The 26,694-nt window shown below is 63.0% G+C and carries 30 protein-coding genes; 22 read left to right on the forward strand and 8 right to left on the reverse strand.

Annotated features, from left to right (window positions below):
- Positions 1–74: 74 nt before the first annotated feature.
- The 3 genes from H0274_RS00290 to H0274_RS00300 form a co-directional block, all read right to left on the reverse strand.
- Positions 75–428 (reverse strand): hypothetical protein, encoded by a 354-nt coding sequence (locus tag H0274_RS00290; RefSeq protein ID WP_226791979.1) that lies wholly within the window; start codon positions 426–428, stop codon positions 75–77.
- Positions 429–446: 18 nt separating this feature from the next.
- Complete coding sequence (locus tag H0274_RS00295; protein ID WP_226791982.1) at positions 447–914, reverse strand: DUF411 domain-containing protein; 468 nt, start codon at positions 912–914, stop codon at positions 447–449.
- A 377-nt stretch (positions 915–1,291) separates the two neighbouring features.
- On the reverse strand, positions 1,292–2,002 hold the full coding sequence (locus H0274_RS00300) for a DUF2231 domain-containing protein (protein ID WP_226791986.1): 711 nt from the start codon (positions 2,000–2,002) through the stop codon (positions 1,292–1,294).
- 125 nt (positions 2,003–2,127) lie between these two features.
- On the opposite strand from H0274_RS00300, the gene H0274_RS00305 reads away from it, so the two are divergent.
- From H0274_RS00305 to H0274_RS00325, 5 genes are read left to right on the forward strand one after another with little or no spacing between them, the layout of a single operon-like run.
- Entirely contained in the window at positions 2,128–2,412 is a 285-nt protein-coding gene (locus tag H0274_RS00305) for a hypothetical protein (RefSeq protein WP_226791990.1), read from the forward strand.
- Complete coding sequence (locus H0274_RS00310; RefSeq protein WP_226791992.1) at positions 2,409–2,849, forward strand: periplasmic heavy metal sensor; 441 nt, start codon at positions 2,409–2,411, stop codon at positions 2,847–2,849. The genes H0274_RS00305 and H0274_RS00310 overlap by 4 nt, the downstream gene beginning before the upstream one ends.
- A 6-nt stretch (positions 2,850–2,855) precedes the next feature.
- On the forward strand, positions 2,856–3,416 hold the full coding sequence (locus tag H0274_RS00315; protein ID WP_226791994.1) for an RNA polymerase sigma factor: 561 nt from the start codon (positions 2,856–2,858) through the stop codon (positions 3,414–3,416).
- Between the two features lie 32 nt (positions 3,417–3,448).
- On the forward strand, positions 3,449–5,209 hold the full coding sequence (locus H0274_RS00320) for a copper resistance system multicopper oxidase (protein WP_226791996.1): 1,761 nt from the start codon (positions 3,449–3,451) through the stop codon (positions 5,207–5,209).
- Positions 5,209–6,237: a copper resistance protein B gene (locus tag H0274_RS00325; protein ID WP_226791999.1), complete on the forward strand. Its 1,029-nt coding sequence runs from the start codon at positions 5,209–5,211 to the stop codon at positions 6,235–6,237. Before H0274_RS00320 ends, H0274_RS00325 begins: the two co-directional genes overlap by 1 nt.
- A gap of 374 nt (positions 6,238–6,611) precedes the next feature.
- On the opposite strand, the gene H0274_RS00330 is transcribed toward H0274_RS00325, so the two are convergent.
- Together H0274_RS00330 and H0274_RS00335 are read right to left on the reverse strand one after the other, a co-directional pair.
- Positions 6,612–7,780, reverse strand: a protein-coding gene (locus H0274_RS00330; RefSeq protein WP_226792002.1) for an IS3 family transposase whose coding sequence is annotated in 2 segments (ribosomal slippage) — positions 6,612–7,519 and positions 7,519–7,780 — 1,170 coding nt in all. Because the reading frame shifts where the segments join, the coding sequence is not laid out codon by codon here.
- Between the two features lie 84 nt (positions 7,781–7,864).
- Positions 7,865–8,278 (reverse strand): MerR family transcriptional regulator, encoded by a 414-nt coding sequence (locus H0274_RS00335; RefSeq protein ID WP_226792005.1) that lies wholly within the window; start codon positions 8,276–8,278, stop codon positions 7,865–7,867.
- Positions 8,279–8,345: 67 nt separating this feature from the next.
- On the opposite strand from H0274_RS00335, the gene H0274_RS00340 reads away from it, so the two are divergent.
- The 8 genes from H0274_RS00340 to H0274_RS00375 all read left to right on the forward strand — a co-directional run bounded on the left by H0274_RS00340 (position 8,346) and on the right by H0274_RS00375 (position 17,403).
- Positions 8,346–8,978, forward strand: a complete 633-nt coding sequence (locus H0274_RS00340) for a cation transporter (RefSeq protein WP_160773465.1) — start codon at positions 8,346–8,348, stop codon at positions 8,976–8,978.
- 13 nt (positions 8,979–8,991) lie between these two features.
- The gene (locus H0274_RS00345) at positions 8,992–9,366 is read left to right on the forward strand and encodes a DUF3703 domain-containing protein (RefSeq protein WP_160773466.1); all 375 of its coding nucleotides are present in this window, start codon (positions 8,992–8,994) and stop codon (positions 9,364–9,366) included.
- A 160-nt stretch (positions 9,367–9,526) separates the two neighbouring features.
- Entirely contained in the window at positions 9,527–9,838 is a 312-nt protein-coding gene (locus H0274_RS00350) for a hypothetical protein (protein ID WP_226792008.1), read from the forward strand.
- Positions 9,839–9,904: 66 nt separating this feature from the next.
- Positions 9,905–11,158 (forward strand): TolC family protein, encoded by a 1,254-nt coding sequence (locus H0274_RS00355; protein WP_160773468.1) that lies wholly within the window; start codon positions 9,905–9,907, stop codon positions 11,156–11,158.
- 11 nt (positions 11,159–11,169) lie between these two features.
- Positions 11,170–12,348, forward strand: coding sequence for an efflux RND transporter periplasmic adaptor subunit (locus H0274_RS00360; protein WP_160773473.1), 1,179 nt, complete (start codon positions 11,170–11,172; stop codon positions 12,346–12,348).
- Positions 12,349–12,409: 61 nt separating this feature from the next.
- Entirely contained in the window at positions 12,410–15,673 is a 3,264-nt protein-coding gene (locus H0274_RS00365) for an efflux RND transporter permease subunit (protein ID WP_160773474.1), read from the forward strand.
- 102 nt (positions 15,674–15,775) lie between these two features.
- Positions 15,776–16,414: a cation diffusion facilitator family transporter gene (locus tag H0274_RS00370; RefSeq protein WP_160773469.1), complete on the forward strand. Its 639-nt coding sequence runs from the start codon at positions 15,776–15,778 to the stop codon at positions 16,412–16,414.
- Entirely contained in the window at positions 16,411–17,403 is a 993-nt protein-coding gene (locus H0274_RS00375; RefSeq protein WP_160773470.1) for a cation diffusion facilitator family transporter, read from the forward strand. The genes H0274_RS00370 and H0274_RS00375 overlap by 4 nt, the downstream gene beginning before the upstream one ends.
- A 14-nt stretch (positions 17,404–17,417) precedes the next feature.
- On the opposite strand, the gene H0274_RS00380 is transcribed toward H0274_RS00375, so the two are convergent.
- From H0274_RS00380 to H0274_RS00390, 3 genes are all read right to left on the reverse strand, one after another.
- The gene (locus tag H0274_RS00380) at positions 17,418–17,741 is read right to left on the reverse strand and encodes a YnfA family protein (RefSeq protein ID WP_160773471.1); all 324 of its coding nucleotides are present in this window, start codon (positions 17,739–17,741) and stop codon (positions 17,418–17,420) included.
- Positions 17,742–17,884: 143 nt separating this feature from the next.
- Positions 17,885–18,100: a helix-turn-helix transcriptional regulator gene (locus tag H0274_RS00385; protein ID WP_160773472.1), complete on the reverse strand. Its 216-nt coding sequence runs from the start codon at positions 18,098–18,100 to the stop codon at positions 17,885–17,887.
- Complete coding sequence (locus H0274_RS00390; RefSeq protein WP_226792012.1) at positions 18,093–18,584, reverse strand: hypothetical protein; 492 nt, start codon at positions 18,582–18,584, stop codon at positions 18,093–18,095. Before H0274_RS00390 ends, H0274_RS00385 begins: the two co-directional genes overlap by 8 nt.
- A gap of 368 nt (positions 18,585–18,952) precedes the next feature.
- Between H0274_RS00390 and H0274_RS00395 the strand changes: the two genes are divergently transcribed.
- The 9 genes from H0274_RS00395 to H0274_RS00435 are packed head-to-tail and all read left to right on the forward strand — an operon-like array spanning position 18,953 to position 26,672.
- The gene (locus H0274_RS00395; RefSeq protein WP_226792015.1) at positions 18,953–19,285 is read left to right on the forward strand and encodes a TrbC/VirB2 family protein; all 333 of its coding nucleotides are present in this window, start codon (positions 18,953–18,955) and stop codon (positions 19,283–19,285) included.
- Positions 19,286–19,319: 34 nt separating this feature from the next.
- Positions 19,320–19,607 carry a type IV conjugative transfer system protein TraL gene (traL, locus tag H0274_RS00400; RefSeq protein WP_226792019.1) on the forward strand — a complete coding sequence of 96 codons (288 nt, stop codon included), beginning with the start codon at positions 19,320–19,322 and terminating at the stop codon, positions 19,605–19,607.
- A 12-nt stretch (positions 19,608–19,619) separates the two neighbouring features.
- Positions 19,620–20,189, forward strand: coding sequence for a type IV conjugative transfer system protein TraE (locus tag H0274_RS00405; protein WP_226792022.1), 570 nt, complete (start codon positions 19,620–19,622; stop codon positions 20,187–20,189).
- A complete protein-coding gene (locus tag H0274_RS00410) occupies positions 20,186–21,001 on the forward strand; it encodes a type-F conjugative transfer system secretin TraK (RefSeq protein WP_226792024.1) in 816 nt (271 codons plus the stop codon). The genes H0274_RS00405 and H0274_RS00410 overlap by 4 nt, the downstream gene beginning before the upstream one ends.
- Complete coding sequence (locus H0274_RS00415; RefSeq protein WP_226792027.1) at positions 21,001–22,317, forward strand: TraB/VirB10 family protein; 1,317 nt, start codon at positions 21,001–21,003, stop codon at positions 22,315–22,317. Before H0274_RS00410 ends, H0274_RS00415 begins: the two co-directional genes overlap by 1 nt.
- On the forward strand, positions 22,314–23,186 hold the full coding sequence (locus tag H0274_RS00420; protein ID WP_226792029.1) for a DsbC family protein: 873 nt from the start codon (positions 22,314–22,316) through the stop codon (positions 23,184–23,186). The genes H0274_RS00415 and H0274_RS00420 overlap by 4 nt, the downstream gene beginning before the upstream one ends.
- Entirely contained in the window at positions 23,183–23,755 is a 573-nt protein-coding gene (locus tag H0274_RS00425; protein ID WP_226792032.1) for a hypothetical protein, read from the forward strand. Before H0274_RS00420 ends, H0274_RS00425 begins: the two co-directional genes overlap by 4 nt.
- On the forward strand, positions 23,752–26,295 hold the full coding sequence (gene traC / locus H0274_RS00430) for a type IV secretion system protein TraC (RefSeq protein ID WP_226792035.1): 2,544 nt from the start codon (positions 23,752–23,754) through the stop codon (positions 26,293–26,295). The genes H0274_RS00425 and traC overlap by 4 nt, the downstream gene beginning before the upstream one ends.
- Complete coding sequence (locus tag H0274_RS00435) at positions 26,292–26,672, forward strand: hypothetical protein (protein ID WP_226792038.1); 381 nt, start codon at positions 26,292–26,294, stop codon at positions 26,670–26,672. The genes traC and H0274_RS00435 overlap by 4 nt, the downstream gene beginning before the upstream one ends.
- Positions 26,673–26,694 lie beyond the last annotated feature (22 nt).

A 26,694-nucleotide genomic window follows, 5' to 3' on the forward strand; every position in this document is an offset into this window, starting at 1 on the left:
CAACCGCTCTTCGGAGAGAGCGAGCACCTTGATCTCATTTTCAGGCGCTCGCCCCATGTCCGTCCCCTGACGACTTAGCCGGGGGTGTGACCTTCGTGGGCCGAATGATCCTGCGGGGCGGGATCGCTCTGGGGAGCATCGGTCTGACCTTCGGTCGCGCTGGGTTGGGCGGTCTGTCCGTGGCCCATGTGACCATGGTCCATTTGTCCATGACCCATCGAGCCATGCTCCATTTGTCCGTGGTCCATCATCTTGCACGTCATCGTGCCATCTTCGCCGCGCATCATCATGCCCTGCATCCGCTCGCCGTTGTGCATCATTTCGCACATCTGCGGCTGTTCGGCTTCGGCAGGTTTTTCCTGTTCTTGCGCGGCAAGCGGTCCAGCAAACATGCTTCCTGCAGCCAGTGCCATAATCAATCGCTTCATTGTCATTCTCCTCTGGTTCTATTCGTAACTGGCAAACACGCTGCGACCGGCGCTGCCGAAAGCGATGACCTGGTAGGGTTGCGTCCGGTCGTCCATTTCCATTCCTGGCGAGCCGATTGGCATGCCAGCGACGGCCAGCCCCTCGACGCCATCCGGTCGCTCGCGCAGCAGGCGGGCAATATCCGCGGCAGGAACGTGGCCTTCGATCACATATCCATCGACCACCATCGTGTGGCAGGATCGCAATTCGACCGGAACACCTTCACGATCCTTGATCGCAGTCATGTCGGCGCTGTTCTCGACCGTGATCTCGGCCTGCATACCGGTGCGGATATGTTCGGCCCACTCTTCGCAGCACCCGCAATTGGGGTCACGGAACATGGTGTAGCTCGCTGCCTGCGCCGCATTGGAGCACGCTGCCAACAACATGAGAAGCGCCGCCGCCAGCGGGCGACGCAAGTTCGAGGGCGATTGCGGGTTGGTCATTGGGAATGCATCCCTTCCATGTCGTGGTTGGTCATGTCGTGACCTGCGTGGGGATCGGGTGTTGCTGCAGCCGGTTCGGGCGCTGCGCTGTCGATTGCGGCAGGCCGCGCGGGAACAGCGACAGCGGGAGGACGCTCTGACTGCCGGCTTGCCGCTGCCTGATCCGCGGCTGGCGCGTCGTCGGTTGCAACCACTGGCTGTGCTGTTGCCTCTTCGGCTGGCGCAGGGGCGCTCGGCGAAGGCGCCATAGGCTCCACTTCTGCCGACGAAGCCTCCTCCTGCTCAGGCGTCTCACTGCAACCGGCCACGCCAAGCAAAGCAAGCGGAATGACCAGATGGGAGAGCGCACTCGCTCGCAGATTAAAGTTCATTGTCATTTACCTGATTCCAAGATGGTTGGGGCCGAACACCATTTCTCCGCCGAGGTAACCCTGGGCGACGATAGCGACCGCAAGAACGAGCAGGACCACCCGAAGCGCGGTTCTGCGTTCGCTTCGAAACGCGAGCCATGTGGCGAGTATCGCCAGTGCGGCGATCGCAGTCCCGTTCCAGCGGTGGAGGCCAAGCGTTTCTGATCGGTCGGAAAGTCGCCAGCCTCCCGCAGTCCATCCCAAGAGCGCAGCGACTACGGCACCAGCCGCGCCACCGGCAACGAGGAAGCGTGAGGTCACCTCCAGGCCAGTGGAGGGGCGCGCCAGCAACATGAGTTCGGCGATTGCTGCGGCCAGCAACAATGCGATTGGGAAATGCGCAGCGACCGGGTGCAGCCGCCCAAGCACATCGATAACAGATGTGGCGCGGTTCTCTGCAACTGCCGCTGCCATCGCCTGCTCGGGCGTCAGACTCGCTTCGGCTGGCGCAACTGCGGGAGCGACTTCGCCATCGTGATGGTCAAGCATGCCGGTATCGTGGTGATCGTCTCCGGCATGGTGTTCGGCGTCAGCGTCGTGCCCCATCTCCACCTGCACCATTTCGGCATCAGTCATGTCCTGCTGGTGTTCTTCGTGGGCAGTGATAGGAGGTGCCAAGGCAATCGAGAGGCCAATTGCCAATACAGGCAGGACCAGTCGTCGAAATCTTGCAATCATGTTTGCCATCCCTTGGTCAGGCGAGATAACCAGTCCTACGAATGACGAGCCGCCAGCCCTCAAGAAAAATTGAGGGGCGCTGCGCCAGCATGCGTATGTCAGGGCAAGAACGGGAAGAATTGCATATGCACCATGACGATCATCTGGACAGGGCGCTCAAGTCCCTCGGCAATGTCGCGGCGCCCTCAATGTCTGGCGACTTCATGGATGGCGTGTGGCTGCGAGCCGGGCAGATGGAGCAAGCTGCGGGCCAGCGCCGCCGCCTGGCCTTGATGGCTGGCATGGCATTTATCGGGCTTGGAACGGGAATTGGCGTGGTCCAGGCTCCCGCCTCGGCTGAGCCTGCCCAGTATCAATTGATTGGCGGGGCCGACCTCTCCCCCTCTGCACTTCTTCACGTCGAACCATGAAGTTTGGCATTCTCCAGATCATTGCCGGTGTTCTGCTGGCTATAGCTGCCGGTTGCATCGGCGCGTTCGTAGCGGGTGAATGGCGTGACGGCGAACAAGGCGAGGGGTTACATGCCTTTGTCCACGACGAGCTTGTTCTTGATGCGGAACAGTCTGCGGCGCTGGAGCTTCTGGAAGCCAACTTCGCCATCGAACGCCGACAGCTGGAGCTTTCCCTGCGAGCGGCGAATGCGGAGCTCGCGGCGGCGATGGAAGAGGAGCACGAATATGGCCCGAAAGTTTCCGTGGCGATCGACAACGTCCACGCCGCAATGGGCGACTTGCAGAAGGCGACCGTGCGCCATGTCTTTGCCATGCGCGACTTGCTGACTGAAGAACAGCGGGCTCAATTCGACAGGCAGGTTTCGGCGTCCCTCACCGGCGAAACCGGCGAATGAACGGCGGTGGTAAGAGACACGCAGCCCGTTGAACGCGATCTGGTAAAGCAGGTCCAAACCGGCAGCCGATCGGCTTTTGATCGGCTGGTCACGCCGCTCGTCCCGCAATTGTTCACGCTTGCGCGCCGCATGCTGGGATCGGCGAGCGAAGCCGAAGATGCGGTGCAGTCCGCCTTGGCATCTGTTTGGGTGGCACGCACGAAACTCGATCCTGAACGTCCCCCGGCAGCCTTCCTGACCACGGTAACTCTGAACAAATGTCGCGATGTCCTGCGGCGGCGAAAGGCGGCGCGCTTTTTCGGGTTCGCTGGCAATGATTTCGATCTCGACCTTGCCGCCGATGAGCCCGATGCCGAAGAGGTCGCAGCAGATCGCCAGGCTTTGGAAACGGTTCAGCAAGCGATGGAACGCCTCCCAGTCAGGTTGCGCGAAGCATTGGTCCTGGTGAGCATGGAGGGCATGTCCCAGCGCGAAGCGGCGGAGGTCCTTGGCGTTACAGAAAAGGCCGTCGAGACCCGCGTCTACCGGGCGCGAGCGCGCTTGCGGGAGAATTTCGACGGATTTTGAGGGGTGTGTGCAAAGGCTGCGTAACAGTTGGCATGAGCACGAACCCGATAAGCATCGATCGCCGCAAGTTCCTCTCTGCCAGTGCAGGTGCAGCAAGCCTGATTGGTCTTGGCCATTCAATACCGGCCTGGGCGACTGGCAGTCACGAAGGGGCGCTGGCTCGCAAAGGCAGCGATGTGCTGTCCGGCGAACACCTGACCATGACCGTTGCCGATGCCCGGTTCGCAACCGGCAACCGCCACGGTCCTGCGGTGACCGTCAACGGCTCGGTGCCGGGTCCGCTGGTGCGATTGCGCGAGGGACAGAACCTCGTGGTCGATCTTCTCAATGAAAGCTCGATGGGCACATCTATCCATTGGCATGGTTTACTCGTCCCATTCCTGATGGACGGAGTGCCGGGTGTAACCATGGCGGCAGTCGAACCGGGCGAGCGCTTCCGCTACGAATTTCCCATCCGACAGGCAGGCACCTACTGGTGGCATGCCCACACCTTGCAGGAACCGATGGGGCACTACGGCCCGATAATCATCGATCCGGCGGGTGGCGATCCGCACCAGGTGGACCGTGACTACGTTGTCATGCTGTCGGACTGGTCGCCGATTGACCCGCACGAAGTCATGCGGAAGCTCAAGGTCGGCGAAGCGCCGTTCAATTATCAGAAGACGACCGCGACCGACGACTACCCGCTTTCGGGGGCGGAGCGGCGCATGTGGGCGCGCATGCGGATGATGCCGACGGACATCGCGGATGTCTCCGCGCCGCTCTACACCTACCTCATCAATGGCCATGGTCCCGAAGACGGGCTCGAATTCGCATTCCAGCCTGGCGAGCGTGTTCGCCTGCGCTTCATCAACGGATCGGCCATGACCTTCTTCAATGTCCGCATTCCCGGTCTGCCGATGACGGTGATCTCTGCCGACGGCCAGGATGTGCGACCAGTCGAAGTCGATGAGTTCCAGATCGGCAACGCCGAAACCTACGATGTGATCGTGGAGCCTACCGGCGATGCCGCTTTCGCCATCGTTGCCGAGGCAATGGATCGGTCCGGCATGGGCATTGCCATGCTGGCGAGCCAGCCCGGCGCGCAGGCAGGGGTGCCGCCGCTGCGCGACCCGCCGCTGCTGACCATGGCCGACATGGGCATGAGCCACGGGTCTTCCGGCGCAGCCATGGACCATGGCGCGATGGATCATGGTGATACGTCCGGGGGCGAAGCGATGGGTGCCATGAACATGCGCCATACCTCGCTGCTGCCTCCCAGCGTCGTGGTGGGACCTGGCGTGGACATGGTTTCCATGAACCCGGTGGATCGGATGGGTGACCCCGGCATCGGCCTCGACAATGTCGGCCACCGCGTCCTCAACTATCGCCAGTTGGTGGCAGCCAACATGAACCGCGACATGCGGCAGCCGACCCGCCTCAAGGAAATCCACCTCACCGGCAACATGGAGCGTTACATGTGGTCGTTCGACGGCCAGAAATTCTCTGCCGTCGCCGATGATCCGATCCGTTTCGCCTTCAACGAGCGGGTGCGCGTGAAGCTCGTGAACGACACGATGATGGCGCACCCGATCCATCTGCACGGTCACTTCTTCGAGCTGGTGAACGATGCCCCGCACGGTCACCAGCCGCTGAAGCATACCTTGGTCGTCCAGCCGGGTGGAAGCGCCCAGTTCGACCTGACAGCGAACGAGCCGGGCGACTGGGCGTTCCATTGCCACCTGATCTACCACATGCACAACGGCATGTTTCAGGTGGTCACCGTCCGACCTCTGCCAGGGGGAGAAGGCTAATGTGCAAGACCATGCTGTTGTCCCTGCCGCTTATTGTCCTGCCGCAGGTGGCCGTGGCGCAGGACCACGACCATTCCAGTCCCAATCCCGCCGAGGTAACCGCCCCAGTAGAGGAGGAGAGCGCCGACGATCCGCACGCAGGGCATCAGGCGATGGACCATTCAGGCCATCAGGTCATGTCGCCAGACGCCACTGCGGCGAGTTCGAGCGGGCAGACGATGGGTCACGCCGCAATGGGTCACGGCTCGATGGATCACGGTGCAGCGGGGGACAGCACAGATATACCGCAAGGTCTGCCGCCACCCGAAGCCTTTTCGGGACCGCTCTATGCTGCGGACGCCTTTGTCGGCGAAGAGGAAATGGCCGCTTCACGCGCGGCGGTTGCGCGTGAGGTCAGTGGCCTGCCGGTGTTCTGGTTCCAGGCCGATCGGGCCGAATACAGGGCGCGGGGCGGTCAGGATGGCTACTTGTGGGATGTGCAAGGCTATTACGGCGGCGACCTCGACAAGTTCTGGTTCAAGAGTGAAGGTGAGGGCAATTTCGGCGGCGAACTTGAGAGCGCGGAGCTGCAAGGGCTTTGGAGCCATGCGATCGGTCCATGGTGGGATTTGCAGGCGGGCGTGCGTCAGGACCTTACCGGACCGGAGCGCACCCATGCCGTGATCGGCGTCCAGGGACTGGCACCCTACCTGTTCGAGGTCGATGCCGCCGGATTCCTCTCGACTAGAGGCGACGTCACGGCACGTATCGAAGCCGAGCTGGACCAGCGCATTACCCAACGTCTCATCCTTCAACCGCGCGCCGAGGTAAACCTATCAGCCCAGGACATTCCCGAATTGGGCATCGGAGCCGGTCTCGACACGGTCGAGCTGGGTGTCCGGCTGCGCTACGAATTTGCCCGTGAATTCGCTCCCTATGTCGGCGTTGAACAGGAATGGAAGGTGGGCCAAAGCGCCGACTATGCCCGCCTTGCGGGCGAAGATCCGAGCGTGACCAACTATGTGGTCGGCCTGCGGTTCTGGTTTTGAACACCGCCTTTTGGTGTGGGCGCAATAGCGGGCCTTCATTTTCGATGTCTTTAATTTAGGATCGCTAATGAACATCCTATTTGGATGATCACGTAGCTTTTTTGGGACTCGAAACTTGATTTGCGTCTCCGTCAGGGAGTGAATGTACCGGCAGGTTCGGCGTAGCTCTTGATGCTCCTTTCGGGACGTTCATGCCAGCCGATATTGAATGCCCAATAGGTCGGAAAGAAATAGAGCGTCGAGTAAGGCAGATGCTCATGGATCCACCGAGCGAGGATCCGCCAATCGCCTTGCTCTTGGTGCGCGGCCCAGAAACTGGGAACGACCACACAAGCCATCGTGATCGGCCCCCACCGAGTGGTCCGTGTTGATTGTTAGTGCAAGATTGCCTCCGCCGCCATGGCTGGCCGCAGGTGGAGCGAAGCGGAACCGGAGGGCAGCCATGGCGGAGTCGCCGTTTCCGGGGCTGGCGGTCGGTAGCCCAGCGAGCTGTGTGGCCTGACGGTGTTGTAATGCCGTCGCCAGGCTTCGATCAGGATCTGGGCCTCGGCCAGGGTGTAGAAGATCTCCCCATTCAAGAGTTCGTCACGCATCGAGCCGTTAAAGCTCTCGCAGTAGCCATTCTCCCATGGGCTGCCGGGTGTAATGTAGAGTGTCTTCACACCGATCTGCGACAGCCATTGCTGCACGGCATTGGCGATAAATTCGGGACCGTTATCTGACCGTATGTGCGCCGGTGGCCCGCGGGTGACGAACAACTCTGCCAGCACCGCCAGCACATCTTCGCTGCGAAGCCGCCGCGCCACCGGCAAGGCCAGGCACTCCCTGCTAGCCTCGTCAATGATCGACAGGATGCGGAACTTGCGACCATCGTGCGTGCGGCCCTCGACGAAGTCGTAGGACCACACGTGCCCCGGATATTCTGGGCGCAGTCGGATACATGAGCCGTCGTTGAGCCAGAGCCTGCCACGCTTCGGCTGCTTTTGTGGCACCTTGAGCACCTCGCGTTGCCAGATGCGTTCCACCCGCTTGCGGTTCACATGCCAGCCCGCTTCGCGCAGCAAGGCCGTCACACGGCGATAACCATAACGACCATACTGCCGAGCAAGCGCGATGATGTCCTCGGTAAGCGCGGCTTCGTCATCCGCCCCGCGCGGCACCTTGCGCTGTGTCGATCGATGTTGCCCGAGCACGCGGCACACCCGCCGCTCGGATACCGGCATCATGGTCCTGATATGATCGATACAGCGCCGTCGGCGCGCGGGGCTCAGAAGTTTCCCCTGGCAGCTTCCTGCAGGATCAGCTTGTCGAGCGTCAGGTCCGATACCGCCCTGCGCAACCGGGCGTTCTCCTTCTCCAGCTCTTTCATACGCCGAGCCTGGTCCATCTTCAGGCCGCCATATTCCTTGCGCCAACGATAGTAGCTCTGCTCGGTGACGCCGATCCGACGACACGCATCCGCCACCGTGCCGCCCTGCGCCAACACGATCTCGGCTTCACGCAGCTTGCCGATAATCTCCTCCGGCTTGTGTTTCCTCGCCATTCCATTCCTCCTGACTGGCCAATTCTAAAATAGAAATTGGGCCACTCAGAAGGGGGCAGATCATACTATCGATGTGGAACCGATCTATTCGTGTTTGGCGGTGCAATGTCCATGATCGGCCAGCGTCTCGATCACCTGACAATCAGATGAAAGGCCCCCGCGGCACCGCCCGGAAACCCTGACCAACTCATCCCGCAACCGGGTCAAGTGGGAAATCTTGGCTTCGACCTGGCGCAAATGCCGCGTGGTGATGTTGTCCGCTTCAGCGCAATCACGCTCCGGGTGATCGGCGAGATCGAGCAGCGAACGGATATCGTCAATCGTGAAGCCAAGCTGGCGGGAGTGGCGAATGAAGCTCAGCCGGGACCGGTGTGAGGGATCATAAATCCGATAATTTGCCGCCGACCTGCCCGGCGCGCTTAAAAGACCAATCCGTTCGTAGTACCGGATCGTCTCGACCTGCGTGTCGGTGGCTTTTGCAAGTTCGCCAATTTTCATCGCTTGACCCTGTAGCAGCTACAGGGTGCATATAGAGGGCCGACTCGCAAATTCCAAAGAGTAGGTCATGGCTGATAATTGCTGCGCTGCCGCTTGCGGGAGCACCGAAAATCTGAACCGGCCGGAATGGCGGCGGGCCTTGTGGATTGCGCTGTTTGCCAACGGCACAATGTTCCTTGTCGAGATGGTGGCAGGTGTGGTGGCGGGCTCGCGATCCTTGCAGGCTGACGCGCTCGATTTCTTCGGCGATGCAGCCAACTATGCCGTTAGCCTTGGCGTGGCAGGCATGGCGATTGGCTGGCGTGCAAGGACCGCCTTGATCAAAGGCATGACCATTTTCGGCTTTGCGCTCGGTGTGCTTGGCTGGGCAATCTGGGGCCTCATCGCAGGTTCCGATCCGGAACCGATAGCCATGAGCGCGGTCGGTGCTCTTGCATTGCTGGTCAATCTGTCGGTCGCCGTGATGCTGTTCCGGTTCCGCAGTGGCGACGCGAATATGCAGTCTGTCTGGGTTTGTTCGCGAAACGACGCGATCAATAACGTTGTAGTTATCGGGGCCGGGGTCGCCGTCATGTTTACTGGCAGCGGCTTACCTGATCTGCTCGCCGCATTCATCATGGCTGCCATTGGACTTCACGGAGGCTGGCAGATTATCTCTCAGGCGCGCCGTGAGCTCGGTGCAACGCGAGCGTCTGCATAGTGAGTGCTATGGCATGAGCGCTGACGAGAAATCCGCACGGCTCAGCTTTTTGGCGACCGAGTATGCGCTATACACTGCGGCCCGCAGCCGGTGCGACAATGAAGCCGCCTGGGGCCATCTCGAGCGCGCGCATATCGTTGCGCAGGTTCTGTTCTGGGCGCACATCGGATCTCATTGGGAAATGCTGCAATTCGCCTGGCACGTGCGCGATTGGCGCGAGGTCGCGGGGCAGATTGCGCGACTCATGCTCGCGCCTGTCGGCAACGGTCTTGGACGCCTTCCTATTGGCAATAGCGGAAGGGCGCGTATCAGTGCTTTTTCTCCGATGCCAATTCCCGATGATCTCCGGTCTGAGATCGCCCGGTTTTCAGAAGCAGGCAGGTCATGACATGTCATGCTCGCCTCCAACGTAACATTATAACCTCATATATTGCAGATTTATTCGCAACTTGCCCGACTTCTTTGCCAATGTTAGACGCGGCGCCGATACAGTGACATTCACTCTCCGCCCTGTTGCCCTGCGCCCTCTGGCCATACTTTTGGCGCTGGTGATGCTTGTCTTTGCAACGGTGGCAGACGCCGCAACCTGCGGGACCGAACCCGCGTTTTCCAGCGACGCGGAAATCATGACCTTTGTCCATCAGGCGGAAGCACAAGGCGGCGATGATCCGGGCAATACTGACGCTCCTGTCGAGCAGCATGGCGTGTGCGCGCACGGGCATTGTCACCATGGGTCCAACGTGGAAAACGTGGTCGCTGATGTTGAGAGCCCCAGGCCTCTGACCGTCCACCTGGCGGCGCGCTTTGCCCGTCTGCCTTCGGTTGAACGCGAGATACTGAGCCCTCCTCCTCGAGCCTGACGTTCCGCGCGCACCGGGGATGCTTCCGGTGCCGTCTTCGAACGTCAGCAGAGGAAGTAATCCAAAATGTCAGCCATGTTCTGGCGGGGCGCCCTGATTGCAGGGCTGGCCTTCGCCACTTTGATGGAACCTGCCGCTGCGCAGGAGCCACCGGTCGTGTCGCTTGATGAAGCGCTCGATCTTAGCGGGGTCGCAGAAGGTTCTGAGTCATCCGACAGCAACCCGCGTCTTATCGGACCACGTGCGGAAAGCGCGGCGGCAGAGGCGTTGATCGGCCAGGCTCGCTTGCGCCCCAACCCGGACGTGTCGTTCGAGGCCGAGAACTTTGCCGGTAGCGGCATGTTTTCCGGTCTGCGCGCGACCGAATATACCCTTTCGGTCGGTCAGCGGCTCGAACTCGGTGGAAAGCGCGGCGCCCGGATCGAAGCGGCCGAGGCACAGGCCGATCTGGCGAACCTGAGAGCCAGTCTTTCACAGGCCGAGCTCGGCTATCTGGTGCGCGAGCGGTATATCACCGCCGTTGCAGCGGCATCGCGTGTCGATCTGGCCCGCGATATCGTCGCGCGCAACGAGGAGCTGGCCCGCATCGCGAACCTGCTGGTGGAGGTGGGCCGCGAGCCGCCGCTTCGGGCCTTGCGGGCGCAAGCCGCGCTCGCCGAAGCGCAGGCAGAGCTGGAGGCTGCACAAGCAGCCAGTCTGGCAGCCCGGACCGGCCTTGCCGCCTTGTGGAGTGAACAGTCAGCACCGCCCCTGGTGCCGAGCGAGTTTCCCGCAATTGTACCGCCAGGCGATGTATTGGCGGGGAGTTCACCGCTGCAGTTAGAGGTTGCGCGGGCCACCACATCTGCCGCTGCCGCCGAAATCGCGCGGGAGCGGAGCTTGCGCGTTCCCGATCCGACCATCTCGGCTGGTGTCCGGCGCTTTGAAGAAAGCAACGCGAATGCCTTCATCGTTGGCGTTTCGATCCCGCTCCCGTTCAGCAATCGGAATCAGGGCAATATCGCCGCTGCCGAGGCCAATCTGCGCGCAGCAACAGCTCGTGAAGCGGTGGCACTGGCCGATTACGAACAGGCAGTGATGCGCGCACGCTCGTCCTATCTTGCCGCTGAGGCGCGCGTTGAAACCCTTTCCACCACGTCCCTGCCCCAGGCAGAGGAAGCGCTGCGACTGGTGCAGATCGGTTACAGCAACGGTCGCTTTCCCCTGATCGAGGTGCTGAGCGCCGCTGAGGCGCGCGACGCGATCCGCCAGGCACTGATCGCCGCGCAGCAAGACCGGGGGCAGGCCGCCGCCGAACTTATCAGGCTGGCCGCACAATGAGGAATCTTTCCATGAACCGCAGAACACTGGCGATTATCGCCGGGATCGTGCTTGTCGTCGCAGCCTTGCTGTATTTTCTCTGGCCTTCAAGTGGAGAGGAACCCCACGCAGACGGTGACACTCATGCCGAAGGCGAAGCCCATACCGAAGGCGCCGAGGGTGAAGCGGTCGAAGGCCTGGTATCGCTCGACGGCGCGCAAATCGAAGCTGCGAAGATCGCAGTCGTTACGGTCCAGGCGGGCGCCGGCATGGAACTGGTTTTCCCGGCCACCGTCGCAGCAAGCCCCACCGCAAGTGCGCGCATTGATGCCCGCGCGACGGGTGTTGTCCGCAGCATTGGCAAGACGTTGGGCGATTACGTCCGTCAGGGCGAAACGGTCGCCCGGATCGAAAGCGCCGATGCCGCTGCGCTGGCATCGCAATTGAGTGCCGCACGTGCGCGCGTAACCGAGTTGTCCTCGGCTTACGATCGTGAACGGCGCTTGTTTGAAGCCAATGTCACCGCCCGGCAGGACCTTGAAGCCGCTCGTGCCAATCTCGATGTCGCCCGCTCCGAACTGTCCCGCGCGCAGGCAGCTGTCGCAGCGGCCGGGGTCAGCGGCGATGGGCGATCGCTTGCGGTAACCAGCCCGCTTTCGGGTCGCATAACCGCTGCTCCGATCGTGCTCGGCTCCTTTGTGGATGCCGGTGAAGAACTCTTCCAGGTGGTCAATCCGGAGGGATTGCAGATCGAAGTGGCCCTGCCATCACCCGACGCCGCCCGCATCGGGCCCGGAGATGAAGCGACACTGGAAGTAGGGGATGGCCGTGAAATCGGTGCGCGGGTGCGCTCGGTGACGCCTTCGCTCGACCCCGAGAGCCGCAGTGCTACCGCCATTCTTAACTTGCCCGGCAGTGCCTCCGGTCTTCAACCCGGCTCCTTCCTGCAGGCACGCATCCGGCCCTCCGGCGAGGTGGATCAGACCAGCATCGCAGTCCCCGAAGATGCCGTACAGGTGCTTGACGGCCGCGATGTCGTGTTCGTTCGCACCCAGGGCGGATTCCAGGCGCGGACGGTGCAGACGGGCAGCCGCTCGGGCGGAATGGTGACTATCCTGTCCGGTATCGAAGTCGGCCAGACCATCGCGGCGACCAATGCCTTCCTGTTGAAAGCTGAACTCGAAAAGGAGGAAGCCGAACATGGACATTGATCAGACCACGGCTCCCTCGCAGGAGGCTGCCCCCACTCACGGCAACGATGGCGGTCACGGCCTGATCGGGTTCGTTCTCGATATCGCCGTGCGGTTTCGCTGGGCGATCATCGTTCTGACCGTGCTTGCGGCGATCTATGGCGCGTTCAATCTGGTGCGCCTGCCGATCGATGCGGTTCCCGACATCACCAATACGCAGGTCCAGATCAACACCAGCGCGCCCGCGCTGTCGCCTTCGCAGGTAGAAACGCAGGTGACGTTCCCCATCGAGACCGGCCTTGCCGGAATCGAGGGGCTGGAAATGACCCGCTCGATCTCGCGCAATGGCTTCAGCCAGGTCACCGCGATCTTCGAGGAAGGCACCGACATCTACTTCGCCCGCAGCCAGGTGAACGAGCGACTTGCGCCGATCGGTGCATCGCTGCCCGAAGGAGCGGAACCCACCATGGGGCCGATCTCCACCGGTCTTGGCGAAGTGCTGATGTACACGATCGAGTATGAGCATCCGGGCGGCGAAGGAGCGACAACGGGTGGCCGGACGGGCTGGCAGTCCGACGGCAGCTTCATCACCGAACGCGGAGATAGGCTCGACAGCGAAGTGGCCAAGGCGGCCTACCTTCGTACCGTGCAGGACTGGGTCGTGGCACCGCTGATGCGGTCTATTGACGGTGTTGCCGGGGTCGATTCCATCGGCGGCTTTGAAAAGCAGTATCTGGTGCAGCCCGATCCCGCGCGGCTTACCGGCTACGGCCTTTCCTTCGACTCGCTGATTGAAGCTCTGGAGGCCGCCAACCTGGCCGCCGGGGCCAATTTCGTCGACCGCGCGGGCGAGGCATTGCTGGTGAGAGTGGACGCCCGGCTTGACGGAATCGATGCCATCAAGGAAGCCGTGGTGGCAACACGGGAGGGCGTTCCGATCCGCATCGGCGATGTGGCCGATGTCGCCATCGGCGGCGATCTGCGCACCGGGGCGGCATCGCTCAATGGCGATGAGGCCGTGGTCGGTACGGTTCTGATGCGCGCAGGCGAGAACAGCCGGACCGTGGCCGCGAACGCCGCTGCACGGCTTGAGGAGGTGCGCGCATCGCTACCCGAAGGTGTGGTGGCCGAGATCGTCTACAACCGCTCGTCACTGGTCGATGCCACCATTGCGACCGTCGAGAAGAACCTGCTCGAAGGGGCCTTGCTGGTTATCGCCGTGCTGTTTCTGCTCCTTGGCAACATCCGGGCGGCGATTATCACGGCGCTGGTCATCCCGTTCTCGATGCTGCTCGCAGCGGTGGGGATGAACCGGCTAGGTGTGTCCGGCAATCTGATGAGCCTTGGCGCATTGGACTTCGGGTTGATCGTCGATGGTGCGGTCATCATCGTCGAGAACAGCGTCGCACGCCTGGCTGCACGGCAGCATCATGAAGGGCGCTTGCTCACCCTTGGGGAACGCCTGACCGAAACCCGCCTCGCGGCACAGGAAATGATCAAACCGACCGTTTACGGCCAGGCGATTATCTTCCTTGTTTTTGCCCCGCTGCTCACCTTCACCGGGGTCGAGGGCAAGACGTTCTCGCCGATGGCGATCACGATGATGCTGGCGCTGGCTTCGGCCTTCGTGCTGTCGCTGACCTTTGTGCCGGCGATGATTGCGGTGCTGCTCAACAAGAAGCTGACCGAGAAGGAAGTGAAGCCCATTGTTTGGGCGAAGGAGCGGTATGGTCCGGCCTTGCACAAAGCGATTGCCCGGCCCTGGCCGGTAATCGGAGCCGGTGCCGGAGCCTTTGCGCTTGCGGCTGTGGTGTTCACCTTCCTCGGCAGCGAGTTCACCCCGCAGCTCGACGAGCGCGATCTGGCGGTGCAATCCCTGCGCATTCCCTCCACCTCGCTCGAACGCTCGCTCGCCATGCAGCGACAGGTCGAGGACCGCATTGAAGAGTTTCCGCAGGTCGAGCTGGTGTTCTCAAGAACAGGCACGGCTGAGGTTGCCAGCGATCCAATGCCGCCCAACATCTCGGATTCCTATGTTATCCTCAAGCCGCGAGAGGAATGGCCCGACCCCAGCTTGTCCAAGGACGCCTTGATCGCGGAAATGGAGGAGGCTCTCGGGGGTCTTGTCGGTAACCTCTACGAGTTCAGCCAGCCGATCGAACTGCGGTTCAACGAACTGATCGCGGGCGTCCGTGGTGATGTGGCGGTCAAGCTTTACGGCGACGACCTCACCGCGCTCACCGAAGCGGCAGGCGAAGTCGCCGGTGTCCTGCGCGAAGTGGAAGGCGCCGCAGACGTGAAGGTGCAGCAGGTCACGGGCTTCCCGACGCTCGACATCGCTTTCGATCGGCCCACCATCGCCCGCTACGGGCTGACCGTAGAGGATGTGGCCCAGTCGGTGGCCATCGCTTTGGGCGGACGGCCCGCGGGGATGGTGTTCGAAGGTGACCGACGGTTCGATGTCGTCGTGCGCCTCGATGCTGCCACCCGGGACGACTTCGACCAGCTTGGTGCTCTCCCGATTGTTCTTGAAAACGGCGTAACCGTCCCGCTGCGGACGCTCGCCGATTTCCGGGTGGTCGATGGCCTGGCCGAAGTGCGCCGTGAACAAGGGCGGCGACTGGTAATCGTATCGGCTAATGTCCGCGAACGCGATCTGGGCTCCTTCGTCGAAGAAGCGCAGGAGGGTGTTGCGGCGCAGGTCGAGATGCCCGCTGCCTCCTTCATCGAATGGGGCGGCCAATACCAGAACTTGCAAGCGGCGCAGGCGCGGCTCGCTATCGTCGTGCCGGTCTGCTTCGCTCTTGTGCTGTTATTGCTGTTCATGGCGCTGGGCGGATGGGTTCCCGCTCTGGCTGTGTTCAGCGCCATCCCCATGGCTCTGGCTGGCGGTGTCTTTGCTCTTGCCTTGCGAGGATTGCCTTTCTCGGTCTCGGCGGCGGTGGGCTTCATTGCGCTTTCCGGCGTGGCGGTGCTCAACGGGCTGGTGATGATGACGGCCATCCGCCAGCGTCTCGACAAGGGCATGGCGCTGGAAGAAGCCATCGTGGACGGTGCGCTGGCGCGCATCCGTCCGGTGCTGATGACTGCGCTGGTGGCATCGCTCGGCTTCGTGCCGATGGCGATCGCGACCGGGACCGGGGCCGAAGTGCAACGGCCGCTGGCGACCGTGGTGATCGGCGGGCTCATCACCGCGACCATCCTGACCCTGTTCGTCCTTCCGGCAATTGCGAAGCTTGTGCTGGTCGATCGCAACGACACACGCAGTTGGCGTCAGCAGTGGCGCGACCGTTTGCGCCGCAACGCCACGCAAGAGGAACAGGGGGAACTTGGCGAGGTTACCTAAACCTGCCCGATGCCAGCGCGATGTAGCGTGCTTGCATCGCGCTGGCGGCTACCCCCGCCCGGTCCGATCAGGAAATGGAGCGAGCAAAGGAGTGAATGAAAAATGAGCGGCGAAGGTGATCTGGAGCTCGATACAGAAGAGAAGCGGCGCACCTTGTGGATCGTGCTGTGGCTCAACGTCGCTATCGCAATCGGTTTCTTCATTACCGGGGTGATCGGCGATTCCAACGCGTTGCTTGCCAACGGGCTCGACAACTCATCAGACGCAGTAGTCTATGCGCTGAGCCTGCTGGCATTGTCCCGTTCGCGGACCTGGAAGCGCGGCGCGGCACGCTTTTCCGGTATTATGCTGCTCATTTTCGCAGGCGGCGTCATCGCCGATGCCATCCGGCGCTTTGTCGAAGGGTCCGAGCCTGGCGGCATCATGATGATGGCAATGGCAGCGGTGGCCGCAATCGTGAACCTCATCTGCTTGCGGCTGCTCAATAAAATGAGCGAGAAGGACGTCAATCTTCGCGCGGCGACGACCTTCAGCTTCAATGATTTTATCTCCAACGGCGGCATCATCATAGCCGCCATCATCGTGATGGTGACAGGCGCAAACTGGCCCGATCTTGTGGTCGGTATCGCTGTCGCCGGAATAGCGCTTTATGGCGGGATCGATATCCTGCGGGACGCCCACATGGACATCCACGATGAGGATGACACCGAGCATGAGAAGGGGGATCAGTTCAAGCTGTGACCGATGATCACGAACATCCCGGCTCGGAACACGAAAGCCACAGGCATGCGGGGCATCAGCACGGCGGCCATCACGGCCACAGCCATGGTGAGGAGAATCTGAGTGACCGTCAGCTGGTGGTCGCAGTGGCGATCAACGTCTTGCTTACTCTGGCGCAAATCATCGGCGGGATTGCCTCTGGCTCGCTAGCACTCATTGCCGACGCTCTGCATAATTTCAGCGATGCCGCTTCTCTTTTTCTGGCCTGGTTCGCGCGGAGGATCGGGAGACGGCCCGCCGATAAATTGATGACCTTTGGTTATGCTCAGGGCGAGGTTGTCGCAGCAGTGATCAACCTCACAACTTTACTCATCATCGGGTTCTACCTGATCGTGGAGGCCATCAACCGCTTCGCCGACCCTCAGCCTGTGGAAGGCTGGACGGTCATTGCCGTCGCCGGCATCGCCCTGGTGATCGATTTGATAACGGCGCTGATTGTCTATCGCGGTGCACGTGACAGCATCAATATGAAGGCCGCATTCCTGCACAATGTGTCCGATGCGCTCGCATCGGTCGGGGTGATCGTGGCCGGGGTCCTGATCATCCTTTACGACCTTTATGTCGCGGATCTGATCATCACGTTGATCATCGCGGCGTATGTCATATGGCAGGGCGTCACGCTGCTTCCGCGAACGGTGCGCCTGCTGATGGGCGCGGTGCCCGACGAGGTGGAGTTCGATGAGATCGTTGAGGCGCTGCGGTCACACGAGGGCATCGAGGGCCTGCATCATCTTCATATCTGGAATATCGGCGAGCATCGCCGCGCGCTTGAGGCGCATGTCGTCCCTGGCGATGCCTCACTGCACAGTTTCGAACAGGTCAAACGAACCGCCCGCACGATGCTGGCGAGCCGGTTTCAGATCGAACATGCGACGTTCGAAGCGTGCCTTGGCGGTGATTGTGAGGACCATCTCGTTCCTCACCATCCCGGGACCGGCGCGCAGGAATAGACACCACGCGCCCTTCATGCCGGACGAGGCCCCCACAAAATGATCGATGCACCGATCAGACAAATCGCCACCCCTGTAATATCCCATCGATCGGGCCTCACGCCTTCGGCCCACCAAAGCCACGCGAGTGCCGAAAGGATATAAATCCCGCCATACGCCGCATAGGTGCGGCCCGCATGTTCAGCCTCGACGAGGGTAAGCAGATAGGCGAACAGGCATAGCGAAAGGACGCCAGGGATGAGCCATAAGGGAGAACGATCCAGGCGCAGCCAGATCCAGAACGCATAGCAACCCGCGATTTCGGCCAGAGCCGCACCTATGTAGATCAGATAAACCATCCGACACTGCGCTTCTCATAGCGAAGCGTCTTTGACAATCTTGGCCAATGTGCAGCGTCAAAGATAAATGACCCCGTAACCGGAGACGGAAGCACTGATGATTGAGTTCTCAGGAGCATGGCCGCAATGGAGCTGATGGACTGTCATTGCAACCTGTCCGAAATCCAGGTTTCGATTTCTTCTTCGGCCCAGGCAACCGCATAGCCACCGAGCTGCACCGGCTTCGGAAACCTGCCCTCGGCCATCCAGCGATAAATCGTCGAACGGCCAAGCCCTACGCGGTGCTGGACTTCGGGCAGGCGAATGAGCCGGGTGACCCTGCGGGGCTCTGTCGCTCCTTTGTCGATCTCTTCACCCACGGTGGCCTCCCTCGGCACCGGCAAAGACGTCGCCGAGCAGCGCATCTTTGCGCTCGAGCTCATCGATATGGTCGGAGAGCAGGCGGGCGACGCGGTGCGCGGTGCCCTTGGCCCAACGCGGCTTCACGTCGTGAACCTGGTTGCCCAGGACACGCTCGAGCGCTGAAGGCAGCTCGCCGGAAAAGTCCTCGAAGAACTGCGCGAGGTCTGACTGCAACCACGCAATTGCGTGATCGCCGCTGCTGACGAGGAACAGGAGCAGGTGCGCATGCGGCGCGACGCCGCTTGCGGCAAGAATGCGCAAGGCTTCACCGAGGCTGGCTGAGCGTTCGCCGGCAAGGACGCGGCGCAGGGCATCTTTATGGATCTGCGCGTCGCGCGCGATTTCGCAGCGGGCACGGCCGCTGGCTTCGACGGCGGCCAAAAGCAGCCGGGCGAGGTCGGCGCGAACCTGTTGTTCGGCAAAGAGCGCCATGTTGGTCATCGACGAATCCTTATCTCTAGAAGTGATCGACTCACCGGCTAGCCGCGAAGGAAGCCTGTAGGAAAACAAAAAGAACAATTAGAGAACATATAGGAAGGAGCGAATCAGCTTCCTTCGACGATTCGAGCGAATCTCGGTCGCGTCCGCGCGTATTGCGGCACTCTTCGCGCTATAGTCGGCACAGTCAGCGCTGCTGCGCGATCAGCCAGCGCGAATCCCGGCCAGCGCACCTTCCGATGTCGCTTTTTGCTTGGTCGGAACCCCCAAAAATCCAGTTCCCGATTTCCTACAGCCCGGGTCCGGGGAGAGGAAAGAACATACAGCGAACGCATCGCTGGCTGATGTTCAATCCCTCGGAGTTTCCATCCATGACCACCAAGACTGCCCTTCCGGCCCTGCAGCGCACGACCAACCGTGCTCGTGGCCGTGACTACATCCTCCCGGCCTGCGTGGCGCTGGCCTGCGCCGGTGCTGCCTATGCTGGCGCCGACACCACCTTCGATCCCGCGCTGCAGAAGTTCACCGACTTCCTCGAAGGATCGGGCGGCAAGATCATCACCGTACTCAGCCTTGCGGGCGGTCTGATCGGTCTCGCCTCCGGGCGCTTCTCGCTCGGCCAGGTCGCGGTGCCGGTCGGCGTCGGGATCGGTGTCGGCACCGGCGTGCCGATCGTCACCTCGGTCGTGACCGCGGTCATCTGATCAGCGGATACGGTCACGACAGGAGGGCGGCATCATGACCGACAGGTACCTCGTTCCACGGCGGCTCGACGATCCGGAGCTCATCGGCTTCTGGACCATCGACGAGTTTGCAGGGATTCTCATTCCCTTCGCCTGGGGCATTCTCGCGCAGCATATCTTCATCGGCATCGGCCTGGCCGTCGGAGCCTGGTTTGCCTTGCGGAAGGCGAAGGCACGCGGCGCCGGTTCGGCACTGGTGCATGCTGCGTACTGGTACCTCCCCGGGAGCTTTCTCGGGCTGAAGGCCACGCCGCCCTCCCACTGCCGCCTGTTGGCGGGCTGAGGGAGGCGAACCATGCGAGCAGAATTCGCACACGAACAGGCGCAGGCCTACCTGCGGCAACGCAACCGCTTTGCCGTGTTGGCGGGCGTGCTTGGCCTGACCACGCTGGTCAGCCTCGGTGCCGCTGTGACCCGCGACGAGAGGCTCGTGCTGGTGCCGATCACCGCCGAGCGGATCACCGTCTCGAGCGGCGGGATCGACGCGCCTTATCTCGAGCTCGTCACCCGCGACACGGCGCTGATGCTCCTCAACCGGGCACCCGAAAGCCTCGACTACTGGATGGCGAACATCCTGAAGCTCGCCGATCCCGCCGCACACGGCCGCCTCAAGGCCGAGCTCGTCCGGATCGTCGAGGAACAGCGCGGCTCGGACATTTCCCAGGCCTTCGTGATCGCGGAGATGCATGTCGACCCCAGGGCCCTGACCTCGACCGTCACCGGCACGCTCAAGACCTTTGTCGGCGCGCAGGTGATCGCGAGCCAGCGCCGCTCCTTCCGTTTCCGCTGGTCCAAGCGCGGCCTCAGCCTCGCGCTCGCCGGCTTCGAACAACTTCCCACCGACAAGGAGGAACCTGGACAATGAGCCTTCTCCCATCACCATTCGCTGCTGCGCTTGCCGGAACCGGCCTTGCCTGTTTCGCGATTGGCGCAACGCGGCGCCCTGATCCCGGGCTCAAGCTGACCGGCCTTGCCGTGCTTGCCTTCGCGCTCGCGCCTGTCCCGGCGCATGCCGACCAGTTCGTGGAGGCCGCCGACAACGCGACCATCGACTGCGAGCTCGCCCGCGGCGAACTCACCCGGATTGCGCTCATCGATGACGGCTTTGCCAATGTCTCGAAGATCGCGAGCGGCTTTCCCTACAACGACTTCCAGGTGACGCACGAGCCGGTGCGCGGAGACATCTATATCTCCGTGCCCACGCAATTTGCTGCTGCCCGGGTCAGCTTCTTTGCGACCAGCAAGGCAGGGTACGTCTACAAGTTCGCCTGCCGCCTCGGCGGCGAGGAAGCGATGCAGCTTTTCATCACCAATCCCGCGCTCGCGAAAAGCGAGGCTGCGGAATGGGAGACCGAGACCGGGCCGGAGGACGCGGCGATCCGCCTGATCGAGGCGATGGCGAGCGATGCCGTCCTGCCCGGTTTCACCGCCCGCGCCGAACTGTCGGCACCGCGCCGCACCGGCGGGATCGAGGTCCAGCTGGTCGCTGAATACCAGGGCGATGAACTGACCGGACAGCGCTTCCTCGTGCGCAACCTCGGCCAGGAAAGCCTTGCGCTTGGCTCCGAGCGCGAAGGTCCGGCAGGCGCACTCGCCTTTGCCTATGGCCGCGATGCACTCGCTCCCGGTGAAGCCACCAGCGCCTTCCTTGTCTTTGCCAAGGGAGGGCTCGACTGATGGCCGAGGCAACACAGAAGGACGCTGAAAAGAGGCCTCTGCCAGGCTCGCCGGAAGCGCGTGAAAGCGGACGGCGCAACCTCAATTCGCAGATCGCGCAGCGCCAGAAGATGCTGCTCGCCGGGATCGGGGCTATCGCGCTTATCGGCGGCGGGATGTTCATCTTCGGCGGCGATGGCGACGAGGCTGGCAGTGATGCCAATGGTGCGACGACGATCGACACCGGCGGCCTTGTCAATCGCAACCTCTCGCAGCGCGAATTCGTCGCGAGCTACGGCAACCGGCTCGATGCACAGGGCCGCGCGATCAAGGATCTGCAGCAGGCCCAGTTGCCACGCCCCGAGATCGAGCAGGAGCTCGAAGCCCTGCGCAGCGAGAACGCGCAGATGCGCTCCGACGGCCAGGCGGCAATCGACGCGATCTCGGCCGAGAACGCCAATCTGCGGTCACAGCTCAGCGACGCTGCAAAAGCGCCTGCAACCGCGCCGCCGCTGCCACCGCCACCTGCCTATGGCCCCGGCGTCGGAACGGGCGGGGCCGTCCAGCCACCGCAAGGAGCGCCGGAACCGCAGGGCGGGCAGCTCAGCCTGATGAGTTTCGGCGCGGAAACGGGCAAAGACGGCAAGCCGCGTGCGGCAGAGACTGCGCCAGCCTTGCTGCTCGAAGCGAGCCGCGATTACCTTCCGCCCAACAGTTACGCTCCGGCAACGGTCATCGTCGGTGTCGACGCCTCGACCGGCGTTGCCAGCCAGAGCGATCCGCTTCCCGTGGTGCTCCGGATCACCGGACCGGCCCGATCGGTGATGCGCGGCAACAAGCTGCTCACAACCGACATCACCGGTTGCCTCGTCAACGGCGCGGCACGCGGCGATCTCTCGGCCGAGAAAGTCTACGTCAAGCTGGTGCGCATGACCTGCGCGCAGCCCGGCGGCCGTTTCGCGGTGAGCGAGGTCAAGGGGTTCATCTCCTTTGCCGGAAAGTCGGGCGTGCGCGGCCGCGTGGTCAGCCGCGAAGGCAGCCTTGTCAGCCAGGCACTGCTGGCCGGGATCGTCGGCGGCTTCGGGCGCGGATTCTCTGCAAACGCCAACGGCATCTTCGCCGGCCAGATCGGCAGCGACGGCAAGCGCGAGGCGCTGTCGCCGACCGACATTCTCGCCGGTGGCTTCGGTCAGGGTGCCGGCGAGGCTGCCGACACCGTCAGCCGATACCTCATCGAACGCGCCGAACAATACCAACCCGTCGTCGAGATGCCGACCGGCATCGAGGTCGAGATCGTCTTTCTCGACGGCGTCCACGTCAGGAGCCCCTCCAAATGAACTACAATGAACACCGGCCGGGCCTGAAGGCCCGCGCCGCCCACCTTGCGCTTGCCCTTTCGAGCGCCGCCGCCGTGCTGACGCTCGGAGTCTCGGCCGTTACCGCTATGCCTGCAAGCGCCGCGGGCTTGGCCAGCGATGTCGCGCAGGCGCTGAAGCTGCGGCTGCCCAAGACCCCGATCGATGCGATCAGTTGCGATACGCTTGGCCCCTGGTGCGAAGTCGTCTCGGGCGATACGCTGTTCTACATCGACGAGACCGCCCGCTACCTGTTCGTCGGCCGTCTCTACGACATGGAAGAGCGGCGCGACGTGACCGCAGCACGCCTGCTCGAACTCAACCCCGACCTGCTTGCGGCCGGTGCGGCGCGCGTAGCCAGCGACGCGCCGGCGGGACGCGAAGAAGAGCCCGTCCAGGCGGCCGCCAGCCATGTCGACCTCTCGTCGCTTCCGGCTGCGGGCGCGATCCACTGGGGCAACCCCAAGGGCGAACGCCTGGTCGTCTTCTCGGATTTCCAGTGCGGGTACTGCCAGCGCCTGGCAGGCGAACTTGCCAAGGCCAGGGTCCATGTCGAAGAGCGACCGATCTCGATCTTCGGCGCGGCGAGCCGCAGCATCTCCGAGGCGGTGCTGTGCGCCAGGGATCCGGCAGAGGCGCTGCATGCGGCCTATGCCGGCCAGGCTCCGACAACCGGCAAGACCTGCAAGGACGCCAAGGCGCTCGATGCCAACGAAGCCTTTGCGAAGGCCAACGGATTTGCCGGAACTCCGGTCATCGTGCGCGCCCGCGATGGGGCGGTGCTTCATGGCTACCGCGATGCCGCAGCGATCCGCCGCTTCGTCGCCGAGGGGAAGGGAGAGGCGCAATGAGCCGGCTCCCGATCCTGCACTCCATGGCGCTCGCCGCGCCACTTCTTCTGGCCAGTGGCTGCGCCAGCCTTGGCGGAAACGTGAAGGGCAGCTTTGCCTGCCGCGCTCCCGAAGGGACCTGTGCGCCGACCTCCGCGATCGATGCCGGGGCGACCGGCATCGAAAAGGCTGACACGTCTGACGCGCATCGGAGGTTGACCACGACCGGAGAAGCGGTTCGCCGCCTGCAGGTCGTGCTGACGCCTTACCGTGACGCGGCGGGCCGCGACCATGAGGCGCGCGTCGTTCACCTGACGCTGCCCGATCAGACAGGGACAGGCTGGCGCGCCCCACAGGGCCGCCGCGAAGTCCTGCGCTCGCTGGCATCGACCATTGCCGCGACACGCGAGGGCAACCCCGCACCCGATTTTCAACCAACAGACACATTGCCGGAACAGCTGTTTATCCCCTCACAGCCCGTTCCGGCGATGCCCGGCGCTGACGCGCCGGAACCCGGGGGACCCGGCTCGTTTTCCCCTCCCCGCGAGCCGGTCCCCCACCCTGACACACAAGAAGGAGAGAGCCAGTGACGCTATCCCTTGCTGCCGCGCGCGATGCGCTCTCGCGGGGCCTGTTTGCCGACACGGCACGCGCCGAAAAGCCGCAAGCGCATTTCGGACTCGACATGCTCTCGGACTGGCTGCCCTACAGGGTCTATGACGAGGGGGCGAAGCTCTACCGCAATGCCCGCTCGAAGGGCTTCGTGCTCGAAGTCACCCCGCTGATCGGGGCCGACGAACGGACCGGCGAGATCCTCGGGCAGTTCTTCTCCGAAGGCCTGCCGCAGGGTGCCTGCCTTCAGGTCCTGAACTTCGCATCTCCGCGTATCGGCAGCGTGGTCGGCCCCTGGTTCGCTCCGCGCTACGAGCAGGGCGGGATCTATGAGGCCATCGCCAGGGCGCGTACCAGGCGCCTTTACGATCTCGTCTGGAATTCGGGCTCGGCGCATGCGCCCTTCCATGCCCGCAACGTCCGACTGATCGTCTCGCTCGGCGTGCCGGTGCCCGGCAGCGTAACCGATGCCGAACTCTCCGAATGCCGCGAAGGGCTGATGGGCATGCTCCATTCGCTCGGACTGCACGCGCAAGAACTGCGTCCGGGCGGGCTGCTGGCGCTGATCGACGAGCTTACTTCGCCGACCACTGCGCACGAGACCGATATCCATGCGTGGAACCCGCATGATACGCTCGATGTCCAGGCCATCCGCCGCGACATCGAGCTCGAGGTCGGCGACGATCGCTTGATCCTCAGGACCGAGCGCTTTCGCGAGACCGGCCGCGACGAAGAGGGCAATCCCGAAGTCGGCGAATGCTATCCCGACCATTTCGACGTGCGCCACTATGCCGTGCGTTCTACGCCTGAGCGCTGGGCGCCCTGGGAATGCGCGCGGCTCATCGGCGACATGTTCACCGACAAGCTGCGCTTCCCCTGTCCGACGGCGACCATGCTGTGCCTGGTCTACCCCGACCAGGAAGCCGCCTCGGCGCGCGCGGGCTTCAAGTTCATGCGCACGACCAGCCTCAGCCAGACCAAGAGCGCGCGCTTTCTCCCCAAGCTCGCCGAACAGTCGGCCGAATGGCGCCACGTCCAGGCCGAACTCCAGGCCGGCAAGAAGCTCGTGAAGCTGTTCTACGGGCTCACCAGCATCTCGCCGCTCGGCCAGGGCGACGCGCACGAACGCATCATCAAGGCGATCTACAAGGCAGCGGGCTGGGATCTGGCCGACGAGCGCTTCCTCCAGCTGCAGGGTCTCGTCGCTGCCTTTCCCCTGAGCCTTGCCGATGGCCTCGCCGACGACATGGCGCGGCTAAAGCGCCTCAAGACCATGCTCTCGACGACGGCGGCGCATATCGCGCCGATGCAGGGGGAATATCTCGGCGGCGTGATCCCGCACCTCCTGCTCGTCGGCCGCCGCGGCCAGCCCTTCTGGTGGTCGCCCTTCGAAAACGGTGCCGGCAATCACAATATCGCGATCTGCGGCAAGTCGGGCTCTGGCAAGTCCGTGCTGCTGCAGGAGCTCTGTGCCGCTCTACGCGGTGCCGGCGCCAAGGTCGTGGTGATCGACGACGGACGCAGCTTCGAGCATTCGGTCAAGCTGCAGGGCGGACGCTTCGTCGAGTTCACGCTCGCCTCGGGCTTTTCCCTGAACCCCTTCTCGATGGTCGACGATGCCCGCGCGCACGAAGACGAAGACTACCGCCTCGACTGCTTCGCCATGATCAAGGCGATCGTCGGCCAGATGGCGCGTCCCGGCACCGCGCCGAGCGATACCGAACGCGGTCTTATCGACCGGGCCGTAACCGCGACGTGGGAGGCACTCGGCAGCGGTGCCTCGGTCGACGATGTCGCGCATGCGCTCCACGGCTCGGAAAACGAGGCGGGCCGCGATCTGGCCACGGCGATCGGGCCCTTCTGCCGCGGCGGCAGCTACGGCGGGTTCTTTGCAGGCAAGGCGAGCTTCGCGCTCGACGATGATTTCACCGTCTTCGAGATGAGCGATCTTGCAAGCCGCGAGGAACTCAGGAGCGTCGTCCTTTCGGCGATCATGTTCATGACCAGCCAGGCGATGACGCGCTCATCGCGGGCGACCAAGAAACTGCTGCTGATCGACGAGGCCTGGGCCATGCTCAAGGGCGGGTCGATGGGCGAGTTCGTCGAGACCTACGCTCGCACCGCCCGCAAGTATGGCGGCGCGCTCGCGACCGCGACCCAGTCTCTCAATGACTATTACAAGTCCGACGGCGCGCGCGCCGCGCTCGAGAACAGCGACTGGATGCTGGTGCTTCAGCAGAAGGCTGAGACGATCGCCGATTTCCGGGCGAACGCGCGGCTCGACATGGACGACCGCACCGAGACGCTGATCCGCAGCCTCAAGCGTTCGGGCACCGAGTACAGCGAGGTCTTCATCAAGGGTCCCGAGACCGAGGCGGTCGGCCGGCTCGTGCTCGATCCCTTCTCGGCGACGATCTACTCCTCCGACCCCGACACCTATGCCGCGATCCAGGACTGCGAGCGGCGCGGACACAGCCTCGCCGATGCCATCCGCATCGTGGCGGGAGGTGGACAATGATGGTCTCGCATCTCGCCGACCGGACCCCTCCGGCCAACCTCCGCAGCCTGCTGCCGTTCCTGCAAGGGAGCTGCTTCGTCCTCATCGAGACAGTGCGCTTTGCCGCGACCTCGCTGCTGATCGTGCTGGGATTGCCGCTTGCGCTGTTCCTGTTCGTTGCGGGCTGGGATCTTGGCGGCCTCTTCACCCAGCTCGCCAATCTGTCGGACCGCTACCTCGAAGCCGACGGCCTGCGCCGCAGCCTGTTCAGCCAGGACCTCAAGGGCTGCTTCCTCGTCCTCGCTGGCGCGGTGACGCTGTTTCGTATGCCGCGCTTCCTCAAGCGACTCGCGGCCGATCTCGACAACCATCCGGCCCGGGAGGCAAACCGTGACTGACAGGCGCAGACTACAATCTTTT

The sequence above is a fragment of the Fulverythrobacter ferritrahens genome (assembly GCF_020539485.1).
GTDB lineage: Bacteria > Pseudomonadota > Alphaproteobacteria > Sphingomonadales > Sphingomonadaceae > Andeanibacterium > Andeanibacterium ferritrahens.